We start from the raw sequence: 16,787 nt of genomic DNA, 5'->3' as shown, positions 1-16,787 counted from the left end.
ATTTTGAGTTTCAGAAGAGATGCTCGACTCTGGCTCATTTCTGGTCGGACAATGAGGAAAGGGGTAATTACGAAATCTCACTGAAAATGCCATCATTCCTGAATGAGACACGGTTTGTTTTTCAGGTTGCTTGAGTAGTTATCAATTAGTGCCATGCAAGAATCTGTATGTCGTCAGATCGTCACTGTCAAAATGAAAGAGGGGCTGCACCTTCGTCCGATCTCGGAAATCGTCAGAATCGCACGCACTTATAACTGTGAAATGACGATTTCGAATGGAGACGTTTCCGGCAGTGCCAAAGAAGCCTTTGATTTGCTGGCCTTGGAGGCGAAGACCGATATCGAACTGGTATTAGAAGCCAGTGGAGAAGATGCCAGCAAACTCATGGAAGAAATCGTTCAGTTTTTTGAATCAGGGTATAAAAAATTCGAAGAAACGTCTGATCCATCTGAATAACCCCCGTACACACCGACTGAGTGGCTTCCCGCCAGTTGCCTGTCTGTTGAAAGCGCCATAGTAGGCCCTAATTGAATGCTTGTTAAACGTGGAATTGCAGTTTCTCCGGGAGTAAATTTCGGCCCCGCGCTCATTTTGGGGACGGAAGACTTTCGCATTCCACGTCAATTCGTCAGCGTCAATGTCATCGAAACAGAAATAGCGCGACTGAAATCCGCCTTGGACGCGGTCTGTGAAGAAATCGCTGAAAATGAACGACTCGCTTCAGATAAACTGGGAGAACAATACGGAGCGATTTTCGCAGCTCACCTGCAAATGGTCAGCTCACCGCGACTGCGCGAAGAGATCGAAACCCTGATTCGCGAAAAATGCTATTCTCCGGAACATGCTTCCAGCCGGGTTTTCCGCCGTTACACCAAACTAGTCCAGCATCTGGGCGATAATTATCTGGCAGAACGGGCCAGTGATATTATTGACCTCGAAAAACGGCTCCTGAAACAGCTTCTGGGTGAGAAACGAGAAGAACTTTCCAATCTAACCACGCCCATTATCGTTTTGGCAAACAATCTGACTCCCAGTGAAACAGCGGGTCTTGCCAAAGAATTTGTACTCGGTTTTGCCACTGAAGTTGGCGGCCGAACCAGTCATACGTCGATTCTTGCCGGAGCCCTGGAAATTCCTGCTGTCGTGGGTCTGGGTGACTTTCTCTCGGATATTTCCGGCGGTGATATGGTCATCGTGGATGGCAATAACGGCGAAATCATCATCGACCCCGACGAAGAAACGCTCGCCAAATACAAAGATACGGGAGAACGTCAGCGTTCGATGGCCGCCCGACTGGCGGCCCGCCGAAAAATCCGCTCTGAAACGAAGGACGGAACTCGGATCCACGTCATGGGGAATATTGAATTCCCCAATGAAGTCGAACACTGCCGGGAACGGGGCGCAGATGGAATTGGCCTGTATCGAACCGAATTCCTCTATCTCCAGTCCAATACCGAACCGACGGAAGAAGTCCACTACGATGCCTACTGCCGCGTCGTTCAAGCTGCTAAAAACCGGCCGATTGTTATTCGAACCCTCGATCTGGGTGCTGACAAAATCCCCCGAGGCTACAGACACCTGGCAAAAGAAGGCATGAATCCGGCATTAGGACTGCGGAGCGTCAGACTCAGTCTGCGCGACCTGCCTTTATTTAAAACTCAGCTGAGAGCGATCTTCCGTGCCGCCGTCCACGGCGACGTGCGGATCATGTTTCCCCTGATTTCCACCCTGTTGGAATGGCGTCAGGCCAAAATGATCGTGGGAGACGTCCTGGAAGACCTCGAAGAACGCGGAGTCGACTTCAATCCGAATATTCCGATTGGAATGATGGTCGAGGTCCCCGCGGCAGCCCTTCTGGCAGAAGAATTTGCAGAAGAAGTTGACTTTTTCTCCATTGGGACAAATGATTTAATTCAGTATACTCTAGCCGTGGATCGTTCTGATCCCGCAGTATCGCCTCTGTACAATTCTTCAGATCCTTCGATTTTAAGGCTGATTAAAATGGTTGTGGAGGCGGCCCATAAGAAAAATATACCGGTCACCGTCTGTGGCCAGATGAGCTCTGATCTCAAGTCGATTCCATTATTGGCAGGACTGGGAATCCGACAGATCAGTGCCACTCCACTGGCGATCCCGGAAGTAAAAGAAGTAATCAGACATCTGACAATAGAACGGGCAGAGGAAATCGCCGCACATGCGATGACCATCGATGTTGCCCGTGACGTAGAAAGTTATTTAAGAGGAGAATTGTATAAAATTTGTCCTGATCTGTTTGATGAAGAACTCCCCCTGTAACCAGATTACGTTACGATGCGGAACACTCTTTTGACACCAAGCAGACAGAACATATTGATTTCCGGATGAACGCGAAATTTTAACCAGCATTCATCATCACAATTTCACGTTTACATTTTGCAGTTGGTTTACTCGGTTTCAATGAAACCATCCAACTGCCGTCCAGTTCACCTCGGTGGTGAATGGATCAAGTAAGAACAAATTCCATTAAGACGAAATGTATTGCAAAATCATTTCCTGGCCCTGAAACGAACAACGTGTGAGCATCACAGGGGAATGCAATGGGAAGTCCGTCAAACAAATCTGGTATATCAGATCCAGTCAGTTTGAAATTCCCGCATCCCGTCGCCTCACATCAATGACAGCATGAACAAACCACCTGATCATTTACAGCAAACAATCAGCAAGACGGCAATTGCCGCCTTAAAGTGGAATGCTGCGGCTATCATGTCACATTTTCAGAGTCAACGAGGGACTCCCCCACTTGCTGGAACCACCTGCTCTTCACCTCAGTTTACCGCGATGGATGCCCGGCTTTTTGAGCTGTGCTCCGTCTCCGATAATCTGACTGACGAAGTAAGCAAACCAGAATCAGCAAACTCAGGATCAAAGCTCCTTCATGACATCGCACAGGAAATGATTCGACTCAACAATCGCATCATGAAATCTCTCATTGATTGTGTGCCTTCGGTTTTATGCCGAAGAAATACAATCCCCCCCAAGAGATCTGCCCGCTACTGGATTTTCTACTTCAGCGGCAGACTACAGACCGGCACACTCCAGGCAAAGATCCGATCGATGCAGGAAACGTCCGTCTCTTCAGCGACTGAGGAAGAATACAATTTTCGTCGTGAAACCACACGACAAAGGGTATTCCATGAAAAAGGAAATGCTGATTAATGTCCTCCAACCGGAGGAAAGTCGAATCGCCATCGTGGAAGATGGTATTCTCGAAGAACTTTATGTAGAACGAAACAGCCTCGAAAACCTGGTAGGTAATATCTACAAGGGAAAAGTGGTCAATATTGAACCCAGCATCCAAGCTGCGTTCGTCGATTTTGGTGTCGGACGTAACGGCTTTCTGCATGTCAGTGACATCGAACACCAGTACTACAAACATCTCACGGAAGGCAGCGACGGGAACGGCAAACCCGGGCGGGGTAAAAACTCAAAAGGCCGCCGCATCAATGAACGCAGCGTAGCCAACAAACCGCCGATTCAGGAAATCCTGAAACGCGGCAGTGAAGTCCTGGTGCAGGTCATCAAGGAAGGCATCGGCAACAAAGGCCCTACCCTTTCAACCTATATCAGTATCCCCGGACGCTATCTGGTGATTATGCCCGGTCTGCAGCGTGTCGGCATCAGTCGCAAAATAACCGACGAAGATGTCAGACGACAATTACGAACTATCCTCACGCAACTGGCACCGCCGCCCGGACTTGGATTCATCGTGCGGACCGCCGGCATTGATCGAACGGCAGATGATCTCAAACGCGACTTAAACTACCTGCTCCGCTTGTGGGGCACCATCGTCGGTCGTATCAAAAAACTGCCCGCTCCCGTTGAGATTTACTCAGAGAGCGACATGATGATTCGTACGATTCGCGATATCTATAACAGTGAAATCGATACACTCTATATTGATGAGCCCACCGCTTATCAAAGAGCACGCGATTTTATGAAAGTCGTGCTCCCCAAACACGTCAATCGAATCAAACATTATACCGGCAACGATCCCATTTTTTATAACAGCGATCTCGATGATGAGATCTGCAGTATTCAAAATCGGCACGTCCCGATGAAAGGCGGCGGATCGATTGTGATTGACCAGACAGAAGCCCTGGTCGCGATTGACGTCAACAGTGGAAATTACCGCGCCGATGACAATGCAGAAAAGACCGCATTTAAAGTGAATATGAAAGCGGCCGAAGAAATCAGCCGTCAGATCAGACTCCGCGACCTCGGCGGAGTGATTGTGATCGACTTTATCGATATGCGGGAAGAAAAACACCGCCGCTCAGTCGAACGCCGATTGCGTGAACTCGTCAAACGTGACCGCGCGCGAACGAAAGTTCTGCGTATCAGCCCCTTTGGTCTGATTGAAATGACCCGCCAGAGAATTCGCCCCTCACTCCGCAGAAGCATGTATGAAGATTGTCCTTCGTGCCGCGGAACAGGACAGGTAAAAACAGCCGAAAGTATGGCGATTGAAGTCATGCGGACGCTGATGACCACGGTGAATAAGAAGAACATTACCCGACTCGTACTAAATGTACACGAAAACGTCGCTAATTACCTGAATAACAAACGCCGCAAAGACATCACCAACCTGGAAGAATCTGCCAAAACCTCAATCATTATCAACGCACGTACAGATGTCGAACCAGAGCATCTAACCGCGCGTTGTTATGACGATATTGGAAATGAAGTGAATTTCTAGTCGTTTCTGACTCGAAATTTCAAAAGTGACACTTTACAATGCCCTGCTCGATATTCGTGTAACCAGCACAGGTTCTGCGCTTTGCTACCCTCGTGGCACGAGTTAACCGGCAAAGGCAAAAGTGTTTAACGATATACTATCAATAGCATTGCGCAATTGATTCTGAATATGACTCGGATTGACTTTGATTCACAAATCCGACTTCAGCACATTTATTGATCAAAGAGTAAGAAGAAAAGAAGGTTTGAGGATGTTTGTAGTAATCGAAGATGGCAGCCGTCAATATACGATTCAGGAAGGCGATACCCTGACAATCGACTACCGTGCTACAGCAAACGAAGGTGATGCCATTACTTTCGAAAGCGTTCTGCTGGCCAACGGCGGTGGAGCCAGTGCCATCGGCGCTCCCACGATCGAAGGCGCATCGGTAGAAGCAGAAGTCGTAAATCCTGAACTCAAAGGCGAAAAGCTCGAAATTCAAAAGTTTCGACGCCGAAAAAATTCACGTCGCCACACAGGACACCGCCAGAAATACACAACGGTTCTCATCAAAACAATTAACGTCCCCGGACTGGAAATTGTTGAAGAATCTGCTGAAGAAGAAACCGCTGCCGCGGAAGGTTAAGCTCCTTTTGCTCAACTCAGTTCAAGCAATTCTTCCTCAGTAGGAATTGCCGGTCTCGGCACGTTCTCTCATAGAATCAAGCTCCCTGAAACCAGTTTTCAGGGAGCTTTTTTTATTACTCCATTCCTGTCCCCTATCCGCGCTCTCAAAGCACATTCATTGAAAACGGGGTTGACCAAAAACTGTTATTCCGCATACCTTTATGCCGTTTTGAGGATCATGATGGCATACAATTCGCGACTCCAGTCTACCTGTGAACCGCTTGAATAGCTTGGATAGGACTTTCAGATGCACCTGTTTTTTTCAGTGGGCGAACCCAGCGGCGACCAGCATACCGCTCATTTGATTGAAGAAATTCGCAATCGCTGCCCGGAGGCCCGCTTCTCTGCGTTCGGTGGACCGGAAATGCAGGAGGCTGGCTGCCACCTGGAAGTACGTCTCACTGATTATGCCGTGATGGGAATTCTGAATGTCCTGCCGCTGATCTTTAAATTCATCCAACTCATCAAGCAGGTTGGCCAGTATCTCGAATCAGAACGCCCCGATGCAGTCGTCCTTGTTGATTTTCCCGGCTTCAACTGGTGGGTCGCCAAAAAAGCAAAAGCGCTGGGCATTCCCGTATTCTATTACCTGCCTCCGCAACTCTGGGCTTGGGCGCCCTGGAGAATTCGACGCGTGCGTAAAAATGTGGACTACATTCTCTCCGGTTTAAAATTTGAAAAGCAGTGGTACGAGTCACGAGGCGTCAAAGTTGATTACATCGGCCACCCATTCTTTGATGAAGTCGTCTCCAAAACGTTAGACCAGAATGTTCTGAGTGAACTCGCGCAGTCCCAAAAGAAAACCGTCGGCATTTTACCCGGTTCACGAACCAGTGAGCTCACCCGTAATTTCCCCGTCATGCTGCAAGTGGTCCGCCAACTGTCAGAGCTGTTTCCCGACGCGACATTCCCCGTCGCCTGCTACAGACAGGCCCATTTTGAACTCTGTCAAAACCTGATTCAGGAAGAACAGGCCACGGACCTGCCAATCCAACTCTATTTGAATAAGACATCAGAAATCATTGAAGCGGCTGACTGCTGCCTGATGGTTTCAGGCTCGGTCAGCCTGGAACTGCTGGCAAGAAAAACACCGGCGGTCGTTCTTTACCGCAGCCACTGGGGGATGTATTTCCTGGCCCATCTACTGATAACCTGCAAATACATGTCGCTCCCCAACTTGATCGCGGATCAAGAATTGATGCCGGAATTTCCCTCTGTCGGGTCACCGGAAAAAGATGTCGCCAAAATCTCGGCAATTTTCAACGACTGGCTCAGTACACCCCTCTCGCTGGAAAGAGCCCGTACGAAACTGACTTCACTCTATAATGAAACTGTGATTCCCGGTGCTTCAGCCCAGGCTGCGAAATCCATTGTGAGCCATATCCAGCCAGAAACTCAGCAGAAATCCGCCGCGTAATATACATATTTTCAGTACCGCTCGCGTTCGATTGTGTTAAATCAGGCACAAAACACCAAATTTCCAATGAGAATTTGGGGAACCTGTAATTGTTTGTTTTGTGTGAATGGTCCTCCAGAATTCTGCTCGTTAGAATCGTCGGATACGCTGAAACGGGCTGGTAAAATGCTGAAAGCCAGCCACAATCTTTCTATCTGAATAACATCTTGGAATATCGGGACGACGTACACTAATGGGAAAAAAAACGATCCGTATTGGAATTGTTGGTGCAGGGGCAAATACGAAAAGTCGCCATATTCCGGGATTTCAAGCAATTGAAGATGTCGAAATCGTCGGCGTCGTGAATTCCACACCAGAGTCGACGGAAAAAGTCGCCCGAAAATATGCTATTCCACAGACCTATGCCCATTGGCAGGAACTGGTTGAAGACCCTGAAATCGATGCAGTGATGATCGGAACCTGGCCCAATCTGCATTGTGAGATTACCTGCATGGCCCTCGAAGCCGGCAAGCACGTTCTGACTGAAGCCAGAATGGCACGCAATCTGGACGAAGCCAAAAAGATGCTCAAAGTATCACAGGCCCGCCCGGATCTGATTGCACAGATCGTCCCCAGCCCCTTTGGTTTAAAATACAACCAGGAAGTCATCAAGCTGATCTCCCAAAAATATCTGGGAACGCTACGCGAAGTCGTCGTCGTCGGAGCGGACGACTCCTTCTGGGATTACAGCAAAAAATTGCATTGGCGACAGGACAAGGAAATCAGCGGCAACAATGTTCTGACAATGGGAATCTTGCACGAGACCTTGAGTCGCTGGGCCCCTCCCACAGAACGGGTCTTCGCTCAATGTTCCATCTTCGAGCCACAGCGGCCTTCCGCTCAAGGCCAGGGTAATGCCGATGTAACGATCCCTGATAGCGTCCAAGTCGTCAGCAGACTTCAAGGAGGCGCCAACGCCATCTACCACTTAAGCGGTTCGATTCTGTTTGGCCCGGGCCTGCAGATCCACCTCTATGGCAGTCATGGAACAATTAAAGTTCACTTCACACCGGAAGAAAAAATCTTTGTCGGCCATATGGGGGAAGACGAACTGAAAGAACTCCATATCCCGAAAGAAGAACAGGGAGGCTGGCGCGTCGAAGCAGAGTTTATCGGAGCCATCCGTGGAGAAGAAATCATCCACCACACCGACTTCGCGACGGGCGTCAAATACATGGAGTTTACGGAAGCCGTCGCACTAAGTTGTCAAAAAAGTGAACCCGTGACGCTTCCACTGTGACCAGTCTCTAGCAAAGCTATTTGTAATGGCTTGAATTAACTTTCATCATCAAATTCTGGAAATCTGCAGCAATACCAGCTCAGTGAATGATGCACTATTATGACGACACCATTTCAATGGGAATTAGAGATTGCTCTGTCAGCAGTCAAACAGGCCTCTCAAATTTGCCGCTCTGTACAAGCAGCGATCACTGATGAAGTTCTGGAAAAAAAAGACAAAAGCCCGGTAACAATTGCAGATTTCAGCAGCCAGGCCGTCATCTGCCGGGCACTCAACGAGACATTTCCACAAGACCCCATCATCGGCGAAGAAGATGCTGCTGAGTTACGTCTGGAAGAAAATCGCGCGTTCCTGGAAATGATTGTCGCCGAACTCAATGCGGCGCAAATTCCGGAAACCTCTCCTGAAAATGTCTGCCGCTGGATCGATCAGGGGGGCGCCAAAGAGTATAGCAGCCGTTTCTGGACTCTGGATCCCATCGACGGAACCAAAGGGTTTTTACGCAAAGAACAGTATGCTGTTTCACTGGCCTTAATTGTCGACGGAAAGATTGTGCTCGGCATCTTAGGTTGCCCCAACATGCCTTTCCCGATTGATGAAACGGTCACGGGAACACTGTACTACGCTGTCGCCGGCCAGGGCGCTTTTGCGATTCCCCTGAATCAGGATCAGGAGCAGGCAGCATTTCCGATTCGAGTCACCACCACTGATGACTTCTCACAATCACGCTTTTGTGAATCGGTCGAATCGGGACACAGCTCGCACGGACATTCACAGCAGGTTGCAGAAAAACTGGACATTGAGAAAGAACCCAGAAGACTCGACAGTCAGGCCAAGTATGCCGTCGTTGCTCAGGGCAATGCCGATATTTACATGCGGCTGCCAACCCGCGTTGGTTATCGCGAAAAAATCTGGGACCACGCTGCCGGAGTACTCCTGGTACAGGAGGCGGGCGGCACCGTGACGGATATCACTGGCAAGCCACTGGAATTTGATCAGGGCTACGAATTGAAAAACAATCAGGGAGTCATCGTGACCAATGGACCTCTTCATCAGGAGTTGATTCAAACTCTGGGTGAACTGGCAATCAATGAATAGCCGCCGGCTTTCACTTTCGTATTGTTGATGAATTTTTGAACCGACATGGACTGGCAAATTGTAGTAACGTTCCTGGTATTGGGAGGAGTCATTGGCTCTCTCACGTTTCTACGTGCCGGTGCTGATACGATTCTCATGGGCGGGCTCACCATACTGGTTATCACCGGTGTAGTCGAAGCCAAAGATGCCGTCGCCGGCTTTGCCAATGAAGGCCTGATCGCTGTCGCGTTCCTGTTTGTCGTGAGTGAAGGGATTCGCCAGACTGGCGGCTTTGCCTTTACCGGTCAACAACTGCTCGGCCACCCTAAGTCGCTGACCGATGCCCAGTCGCGCGTGATGCTCCCCTCGGCTGTCTTAAGCGCGTTTCTCAATAACACGCCTGTCGTCGCAATGATGATGCCCGTCATATCTGACTGGGCCAAGAAAATGCGGATCTCGGTTTCGCACCTGATGCTCCCTTTAAGTTACGCAGCCATTCTCGGCGGCTTATGCACGCTGGTCGGTACGAGTACCACGCTGGTGGTCGACGGATTACTGCAAGAGCACGACAATCACCCTGGCCTCTCCATGTTTGAAGTTGCCTGGGTTGGTGTCCCCGTGATGATTGCTGGCCTGATCTACTTGTTGATCTGTTCCCGCTGGTTACTTCCCGAACGCAAACCGGCAATCACTCCCATGGATGACCCGCGGGAATATACCGTCGAAATGGTGGTCGAACCAGGCTGCCCGCTCATTGGCAAAACAATCGAACAGGCTGGCTTGCGTCACCTGCCAGGCATGTACCTGATGGAAATCGACCGGCAGGATACTGTGATCGCCGCTGTTTCTTCGAATGAACGTCTCGCCGCCAACGACCAGCTCGTGTTTGTCGGCGTCGTAGAGTCAGTCATCGACCTGCAAAAAATCCCCGGACTCAAACCAGCCACCGATCAGCTCTTTAAACTGTCTGGCCCCCGCTCGGAGCGTTGCCTAATAGAAGCCGTTGTCTCTGACAGTTTTCGATTCATCAATATGTCGATTCGCACGGCAAAATTTCGCTCCAACTATAATGCCGCCGTGATCGCCGTGGCACGCAACGGTCAGCGGATCAACAAAAAAATTGGTGACATTGAACTCCAGCGCGGCGATACCCTGCTGATCGAAGCACATCCTTCTTTCATTGATCAGCAACGAAATTCTCGCGAATTTTTCCTCGTCAGTCAGGTGGAAGATTCCACACCGCCGCGCCACGAAAGAGCCTGGATTGCCCGTACGATCTTGCTGGCGATGATTGTGATGGTGGCCTTCTTCAATGTTAAAATGATCGTCGCCGCCATGGTCGCTGCCGGGCTGATGACGGCCACACGCTGCTGCAGTGCAACCGAAGCCAAACGCTCCATCGACTGGGGCGTGTTGATTACCATCGCCGCCGGACTGGGAATTGGTCGGGCCATTGAAAATTCCGGAGCCGCGAATCTGATTGCGTCCACCTTCATCGGCGTGGCAAATAACAGCCCGTTAATCGTGCTGGCAATTCTGTCGTTAATCACCTTGATCTTCACGAACCTGATTACCGCAAAAGCAACCGCTACGCTGATTTTTCCCATCACCGTTGCCGCAGCAGCATCGCTCGATGTCAATCTCATGCCGTTTGTGATCACCCTGATCATCTCGGCAGCAGCCTGCTTTGCCACCCCCATTGGCTACCAGACCAATATGATGGTCTTCGGCCCTGGTGGGTATAAATATGCTGACTATCTTCGTATCGGCGGCCCACTGACTTTGATCGTCTGGATCCTCACCGTGATCATCGTACCTCTTGCCTGGCCCTTCCATCCGTGATAATCTAGCTCTAGACTGTGTCCAGTTTTACTGTAGCGTCTCCAAGGCTATTTGGACCAAGTATATTAGATTGAGGCACGCTATAGTAAAATGTGATGCGCTCTAGCACCTGCTCTCATGTTTCCCGATCAGGCGGTTCGGTCTAAGTGTGACCACCGCCCTCCTTTCGGGCCGTCAGTCATTTGCTGTTTTGTTTCGTTGAGAAACACTCCTATTCATTATCAGGACTCCACCATGAAGCGCCTCTTCTGTTTCCCGATTCTTGTTGCTCTGATCGTTGGCCTTTCACTCTGTTCGAATCCTTCACAGATACAGGCACAGGAGCCTGCTCCAGAAGATCGCGCCAAACTGGAACAGCAGCTTCAGGATCTGCAGAAACAAATCAAGGACCTCAAGCAGAATCCCAAAATCAAAAAGTCGCTTCTGGCAGATGTCGAAGTTTATGCGAAGGCCGCCGAATGGATTTTGCGACATAACGAATTTTACAAACCGCAGTATGTCAAAGACACATTTCAGATTCTGGAAACGGGGCAAAAACGAGCACAGCAACTGCAAGTAGGCAAACCGGAGTGGACACAGCAGACGGGAACGGTCATCTTCGGTTACTACTCAAAAATCGACGGTTCTGTTCAACCCTATGCGCTCACCTTTCCCGCAGACTTTAAAGAAAAGTCCAGCCATCGCTGGCCGCTCCACGTTGAACTGCATGGCCGAGGCGGCAAACGCAACGAAGTCTTCTTTCTAACGCGTCCTAACGGCAGAGGACCGCGAAAAGATCACGACTGGTTGCATCTGGATCCGTTTGGCCGCACCGATAATGGCTGGCGCTGGAGCGGCGAAGTCGACGTACATGAAGCCATTGATGATGTCAAAAAACGTCACCTGATCGACAAGAAACGAATTACACTTCGCGGCTTCTCCATGGGAGGCGCAGGCGCCTGGCATCTGGGACTGCATTACCCTTCGCTCTGGTGCGGCGTCGGACCCGGTGCCGGATTCGTCGACTTTTATCAGTATCAAAACTACAAAGAAAAACTTCCGCACTATCAGCACAAAACACTGCACATTTATGATTCCATCGACTACGCCCTGAATGCCGCCGATGTCCCTGTTGTGACCTATGGGGGCGGAAAAGATAAACAACTCGTCTCCAGCACACGGATGGTTGAAAAAGCGAAAGACCTGGATATCGAAATTCCGCTGTATATCAGCCCGGAGGCAGCGCATCAATCACGCATGCCCGCTTATCAGGATTTTCTCGCTGACCTTCTGAACCATTCAAAACAGGGACGCCCTGCCTGGCCCGGAAGAAAACAGATTCGCTTTATCACGTATACCCCCAAATTCAATGAGTGCGAATGGCTGACGATTGAAGAACTCGATGAAATGTATGAACCCACAATCGTTGAAGGGGGTATCGACGACGAATCAGGCAATCTGCAACTGACGACAGAAAATGTCGCTGCTCTTTCCCTCGCGCGCAATGTGGCTGCCAAAGTGGAACTGGATGGCACGCTGCTTCCACTGGAATCGGCCGCCAATGGGCTATTGCCTCAGGTTTATTACGTGAAAAGCAACAGCGGCTGGGATGTTCTGAAATATGAAGACTCAAAAACCTTCATCGAAAATCCGAACCAGCGAAAACGACACAATCTGCAAGGCCCGATTGATGACGCGTTTACACTCCCCTTTGTATGCGTCACAGGCACCAGCTCTCCTTGGGAGCCCGAACTCAATTCCTGGTCAAAATCAGTACTCACATTATTTGAAAAAGAGTTCGACAAATGGCTGCGAGCGAAAGTCCCTGTCATCAAAGACACTCAGGTCACGGATCAGATCATCGCTGACAAAAACCTGATTCTATTTGGTGACCCGGGTTCGAATGCCTTGATCGCCAAAGTCGTCGAAGACCTGCCCATCGAATGGACCCCAGATCAGATTACCGTGAACGGAAAAAGCTACGACACCAAAAATCATGGCGTTGCTCTGATCTATCCGAACCCGTTAAACCCCGCTCGTTATGTAGTCATCAACTCCGGACACACGATGCATGAAAAGGATTTTCTGGCTTCCAATTCCTGGCTTTTCCCCAAACTGGGAGACATCGCCGTGATTCAGTTTAAGAAATCAAAAGATGGCACCTATGAAAATGAAACTGTCTGGGCAGAACTCTTTGACAGTAACTGGAAATTACCATAACTCCGCATCAAACGCAGATCTGCTTCTGTAACAAACCAGGAACGTTGGGATTACGTAATGGATTATCACGACCCCGGTTTCGGCTCTGAAGGTGAGCGGGAACTTCAGAAGCGTTACGGAACGGAAAAACGCGCCAACAGTTTCTACGATCGGCAGATGATCGATTATTTGAATCCCCGGATGCAGGAATATATCCGGGAACAGGAGTTGCTGTTTATCGCCACATCCGATGCAAAAGGTGAATGCGATAGCTCATTTCGCGCCGGCATCCCCGGCTTTGTGCGAATACTGAATGAGAAACAACTTGCCTACCCCGAATACCGGGGCAACGGTGTGCTCGCCTCGCTCGGTAATATTTCAGAAAATCCGCACATCGGCTTGATGTTCCTCGATTTCTTCAAAGCTACGATTGGCCTGCACATTAATGGGAAAGCATCTATCGTCGAAAACGAAGAATTCCTGCAATCGGACAACACGCCACAAGAAATCAGAGACGACATCGCAACCGAAGATGGTAAGAAGCCGGAACGCTGGGTGATGGTGGAAGTCGAAGAGGCATATATCCATTGCTCAAAACATATTCCCCTGCTGACCAAACAGGATAAAAAAATTGCCTGGGGCACAGATGATATGAAATTAAAAGGGGGTAACTTCTTTGGAGTCGCATCAAAAGTGAATTCCAGGAAAGAATCCGGGGACGGCCCTACCTGAAAATAAATCGCGTAAACAACCTAAACATATACACTTAAGAGAAACCGAACCCGTAAAATTTACAAGAAAGCAACGAACATCCCTCCTTCTTGCGGTTCAAATCACGGATCGCTTGAATCGATCTTGCTTCATTCTGCGATTTTTCATAAAAAACCCACTCTCCTATCACATCATTTACTAATGCATGGCTCTGTCTTGTTCAGATTCGTGCATCCCCTTGACCAAATCAATGACCGCGGCACCTGTAGTGTGTCCTTATTTATTGAGCCCTTTACCCCAATGATCCGGGCAACGTAATGAAACAACACCGGCTCAGCACGGTACTGCCTGCTGTTCTAATTTTAATCTTGATGAGTGGCTGTGCTTCCACATCAGGCCAGCAAACGATGGCCTGGAAAGCGCCCACTGCGCCCTGGAAGTGGGGAAAATCCAAGAAGCCTTCAGCAACAAAGTCTTCCGAAAAAGCAGCAGTCGTCTCTGTGGATGATACTTCAAACAGCCGTGACGATACTCCAGCAAAGAAAAACAAAGAGACTGCTTCCAAAGTGAAAACAGGCAAGGTGACGACACACAATGTCGAACTCCTGGCTTATATTAACGAAGAGCTCAAAGACGCGTCTCCCCAGGAACGTGCTCAATATCTGAGCAGTTTCAAAGGTGTGGATCCGGAAATGATCCGCAATATTCTCCGTACGCGGAGAATCGTGAATAGCATGGATCAGCAGCCGGAAACGCAATTGGCGGAACATAATCCCGCAGACGTTTCTTCAATGATCCTTCCCGGACTGGGACACACACAACCGGGCGATTCTCCATCACCGGTCGTTCAAACCAGCGTTCAGCAAATGACTCCTCCCGGGCAGTTATCGCCTGATCACAGTCAAACGAATGCCATGTCAAATCCCGTGCAACTGGGAAATCTGGAAGCGATCGGCACGAATAACACAGACACCGGGTTACCCGTCATTTCCCCAACACAGCAACAGGCCTATTCCAGATCACAGACCATCAGCCAGGGACTGAATCATATTCCTGTGGTGGGAACATTAAAAACAAGGCTCTCTTCGGCATTTCAGCAGGGAACTTCTGCACTGCAAAACGGCATTTCCCGCACGAGTACGGCGATTATCGGTCAACAGGAAGGCGCACCACAGCCAATCGAAACAGCAAACGCACAAATGCAGCCAGCCGTTCAAGAACCAGCGGAACTGAATCCTGCACCAACCGTCAACCCCACACAACGAATGGGGGAAACCGGTAATTCTTCAGCAGCGCAACTGAGCCAGCTCATTTCAGTCGCAGAAGCAGAGCTCTCGCAATTACAAACGGGAACGACCCCTGAAGAAAAACAACATTTTATTGAACGTCATGTTTACCTGCGGATGTTGTATCTGATGGCAGGACAACACGAACGCGCACTGGAAGCAATTCCCGGAATTGAACCTGCCGACCAGGAATTCTGGCAGCAGACTTTCTGGGCAGTAGCCAACTATTTCGATAATGAGGCTATCCCGGATCAGGCTGACCGCGCGACACAAACCGTCGCCCAATTAAGACAGGCAACCGCCCGCCTGCAGGAAAAAGCCAATCTGAAACTCAAAAATGTTGCCTTCTGTCACAAGATCAACAGCTTTGGCAGTTATGAGCGTTTTGAACGCGATGAATACACGCCAGGCCGCCCCGTACTCGTTTACTCAGAAATTGAAAATTTCACCAGCGAACTGACGGCCGACGGCATGTATCGAACTCTTTTGAAATCCAAAATTCAAATTTTCAAAGCCGGTACGAATGGGGATCTGGTCGCAGAAATTCCCTTCGACACAACCGAAGATCTCTGCCGCAATGTACGCAAAGACTACTTCCACAGCTATAAATTTGAGATACCGCGGAATATCTCACTGGGCCCCCACGTCATGAAATTAACTGTGGAAGACGAAATCAGCCAGAAAGTGGCAACCTATACTCAAAACTTTACGGTTCGGTAAACCACGCATGCTTTCCAGTCCTTCTCCTGTGAACTGTCTTCAGCCCCGCTCTGGACACGCTTTCTGCTCTTCCCCTTGCCGACAGGCAACTGCATTCCGCTGGAATTTTCTGTCTCGTCAGCAGCAGGGAGATCAATTGCATTTTGCTTCCGACCAGGAAGTCAACACCAGGCGCAGCCTGAAAATGGCCAAAGTAGAAGCAGTTCTGTTTGTTGCGGAAACGGCACTCTCCACACGAAAAATTGCACAATTGGCAACGCTGGCGAATGCCGCTGAGGCAAAAGAACTCATCGACCAGCTCAACAACGCCCTGACTGCAACCAACTCGGCGTTCCAAATTAAACGTGTCGCCACCGGCTACCAGTTGATGACACAACCACAGTTTTCGTTCTGGTTGAATAAACTCCATCAGAGGCAGGCAGCGCTCAAGCTCTCTTCACCGGCCATGGAAACGCTGGCGATTGTCGTTTACCGTCAGCCAATCACCCGGGCCGACATTGAGTCGATCCGCGGAGTCCAGAGTGCTGAAATGCTCAAGCAGTTAATGGAACGTGGTCTGGTCAGAATTGGTGGTAAAGACGACTCGCTGGGACGCCCGTTTCTATATGAATCCACGCGAAAATTTCTGGAAATCTTTGGTCTGAAAAACCTGGACGACTTACCCATGGGGGAAACCCTGCGCATTCGCCCCGAACAGAAACCACAACCGGCGGAAGCAACTCCAGAAAACGAACTGGTTGAAGCTGCTCCAGAGCATGATGTTGAACTGGAATCAGACCTCAGTGAAGAAGAGGCTACGGAAGTCATAGAGGATACCAGTGATACTGAAGACGAAGATCTCAGCGCCGCCTGACATCTGCTGAGAAGATTCTAAAG

The 16,787-nt window shown here is 49.6% G+C and carries 13 protein-coding genes; all 13 read left to right on the top strand.

Features of this window, described 5'->3' with window-relative positions:
* The first annotated feature begins 153 nt into the window (after nucleotides 1-153).
* The 13 genes from Pan241w_RS02425 (at nucleotide 154) to scpB (ending at nucleotide 16,764) form a co-directional block, all read left to right on the top strand.
* Nucleotides 154-456 (top strand): HPr family phosphocarrier protein, encoded by a 303-nt coding sequence (locus Pan241w_RS02425; RefSeq protein ID WP_145210447.1) that lies wholly within the window; start codon nucleotides 154-156, stop codon nucleotides 454-456.
* A 75-nt stretch (nucleotides 457-531) separates the two neighbouring features.
* Complete coding sequence (gene ptsP, locus Pan241w_RS02420) at nucleotides 532-2,295, top strand: phosphoenolpyruvate--protein phosphotransferase (RefSeq protein WP_145210444.1); 1,764 nt, start codon at nucleotides 532-534, stop codon at nucleotides 2,293-2,295.
* A gap of 366 nt (nucleotides 2,296-2,661) precedes the next feature.
* On the top strand, nucleotides 2,662-3,195 hold the full coding sequence (locus tag Pan241w_RS02415) for a hypothetical protein (RefSeq protein WP_145210441.1): 534 nt from the start codon (nucleotides 2,662-2,664) through the stop codon (nucleotides 3,193-3,195).
* Nucleotides 3,173-4,735 (top strand): Rne/Rng family ribonuclease, encoded by a 1,563-nt coding sequence (locus Pan241w_RS02410; RefSeq protein ID WP_145210438.1) that lies wholly within the window; start codon nucleotides 3,173-3,175, stop codon nucleotides 4,733-4,735. Before Pan241w_RS02415 ends, Pan241w_RS02410 begins: the two co-directional genes overlap by 23 nt.
* A 250-nt stretch (nucleotides 4,736-4,985) precedes the next feature.
* Nucleotides 4,986-5,360 carry a 50S ribosomal protein L21 gene (gene rplU, locus Pan241w_RS02405; RefSeq protein ID WP_145210435.1) on the top strand — a complete coding sequence of 125 codons (375 nt, stop codon included), beginning with the start codon at nucleotides 4,986-4,988 and terminating at the stop codon, nucleotides 5,358-5,360.
* 288 nt (nucleotides 5,361-5,648) lie between these two features.
* Nucleotides 5,649-6,818: a lipid-A-disaccharide synthase gene (lpxB, locus tag Pan241w_RS02400; RefSeq protein ID WP_145210432.1), complete on the top strand. Its 1,170-nt coding sequence runs from the start codon at nucleotides 5,649-5,651 to the stop codon at nucleotides 6,816-6,818.
* Nucleotides 6,819-7,050: 232 nt separating this feature from the next.
* Nucleotides 7,051-8,097, top strand: coding sequence for a Gfo/Idh/MocA family protein (locus tag Pan241w_RS02395; RefSeq protein WP_145210429.1), 1,047 nt, complete (start codon nucleotides 7,051-7,053; stop codon nucleotides 8,095-8,097).
* Between the two features lie 99 nt (nucleotides 8,098-8,196).
* Nucleotides 8,197-9,195: a 3'(2'),5'-bisphosphate nucleotidase gene (locus Pan241w_RS02390; protein WP_145210426.1), complete on the top strand. Its 999-nt coding sequence runs from the start codon at nucleotides 8,197-8,199 to the stop codon at nucleotides 9,193-9,195.
* Nucleotides 9,196-9,240: 45 nt separating this feature from the next.
* Nucleotides 9,241-11,016: an SLC13 family permease gene (locus Pan241w_RS02385; RefSeq protein ID WP_145210423.1), complete on the top strand. Its 1,776-nt coding sequence runs from the start codon at nucleotides 9,241-9,243 to the stop codon at nucleotides 11,014-11,016.
* A gap of 234 nt (nucleotides 11,017-11,250) precedes the next feature.
* Nucleotides 11,251-13,215 carry a prolyl oligopeptidase family serine peptidase gene (locus Pan241w_RS02380; protein WP_198000282.1) on the top strand — a complete coding sequence of 655 codons (1,965 nt, stop codon included), beginning with the start codon at nucleotides 11,251-11,253 and terminating at the stop codon, nucleotides 13,213-13,215.
* A 57-nt stretch (nucleotides 13,216-13,272) separates the two neighbouring features.
* Nucleotides 13,273-13,926, top strand: a complete 654-nt coding sequence (locus Pan241w_RS02375) for a pyridoxamine 5'-phosphate oxidase family protein (protein WP_145210417.1) — start codon at nucleotides 13,273-13,275, stop codon at nucleotides 13,924-13,926.
* 296 nt (nucleotides 13,927-14,222) lie between these two features.
* Complete coding sequence (locus Pan241w_RS02370) at nucleotides 14,223-15,911, top strand: hypothetical protein (RefSeq protein ID WP_145210414.1); 1,689 nt, start codon at nucleotides 14,223-14,225, stop codon at nucleotides 15,909-15,911.
* 7 nt (nucleotides 15,912-15,918) lie between these two features.
* On the top strand, nucleotides 15,919-16,764 hold the full coding sequence (gene scpB / locus Pan241w_RS02365) for an SMC-Scp complex subunit ScpB (protein ID WP_145210392.1): 846 nt from the start codon (nucleotides 15,919-15,921) through the stop codon (nucleotides 16,762-16,764).
* Nucleotides 16,765-16,787: the final 23 nt, after the last annotated feature.

The organism is Gimesia alba (genome assembly GCF_007744675.1).
Classification (GTDB): Bacteria; Planctomycetota; Planctomycetia; order Planctomycetales; family Planctomycetaceae; genus Gimesia; species Gimesia alba.
Note: the sequence above shows the minus strand (reverse complement) of the source record. Positions and strands in the feature narration are given on the sequence as shown.

Bases quoted from the DNA above. Each gene is read 5' to 3' on its own strand.
- Pan241w_RS02425 (WP_145210447.1), top strand. From the start codon at position 154: ATGCAAGAATCTGTATGTCGTCAGATCGTCACTGTCAAAATGAAAGAG.
- ptsP (WP_145210444.1), top strand. From the start codon at position 532: ATGCTTGTTAAACGTGGAATTGCAGTTTCTCCGGGAGTAAATTTCGGC.
- Pan241w_RS02415 (WP_145210441.1), top strand. From the start codon at position 2,662: ATGAACAAACCACCTGATCATTTACAGCAAACAATCAGCAAGACGGCA.
- Pan241w_RS02410 (WP_145210438.1), top strand. From the start codon at position 3,173: ATGAAAAAGGAAATGCTGATTAATGTCCTCCAACCGGAGGAAAGTCGA.
- rplU (WP_145210435.1), top strand. From the start codon at position 4,986: ATGTTTGTAGTAATCGAAGATGGCAGCCGTCAATATACGATTCAGGAA.
- lpxB (WP_145210432.1), top strand. From the start codon at position 5,649: ATGCACCTGTTTTTTTCAGTGGGCGAACCCAGCGGCGACCAGCATACC.
- Pan241w_RS02395 (WP_145210429.1), top strand. From the start codon at position 7,051: ATGGGAAAAAAAACGATCCGTATTGGAATTGTTGGTGCAGGGGCAAAT.
- Pan241w_RS02390 (WP_145210426.1), top strand. From the start codon at position 8,197: ATGACGACACCATTTCAATGGGAATTAGAGATTGCTCTGTCAGCAGTC.
- Pan241w_RS02385 (WP_145210423.1), top strand. From the start codon at position 9,241: ATGGACTGGCAAATTGTAGTAACGTTCCTGGTATTGGGAGGAGTCATT.
- Pan241w_RS02380 (WP_198000282.1), top strand. From the start codon at position 11,251: ATGAAGCGCCTCTTCTGTTTCCCGATTCTTGTTGCTCTGATCGTTGGC.
- Pan241w_RS02375 (WP_145210417.1), top strand. From the start codon at position 13,273: ATGGATTATCACGACCCCGGTTTCGGCTCTGAAGGTGAGCGGGAACTT.
- Pan241w_RS02370 (WP_145210414.1), top strand. From the start codon at position 14,223: ATGAAACAACACCGGCTCAGCACGGTACTGCCTGCTGTTCTAATTTTA.
- scpB (WP_145210392.1), top strand. From the start codon at position 15,919: ATGCTTTCCAGTCCTTCTCCTGTGAACTGTCTTCAGCCCCGCTCTGGA.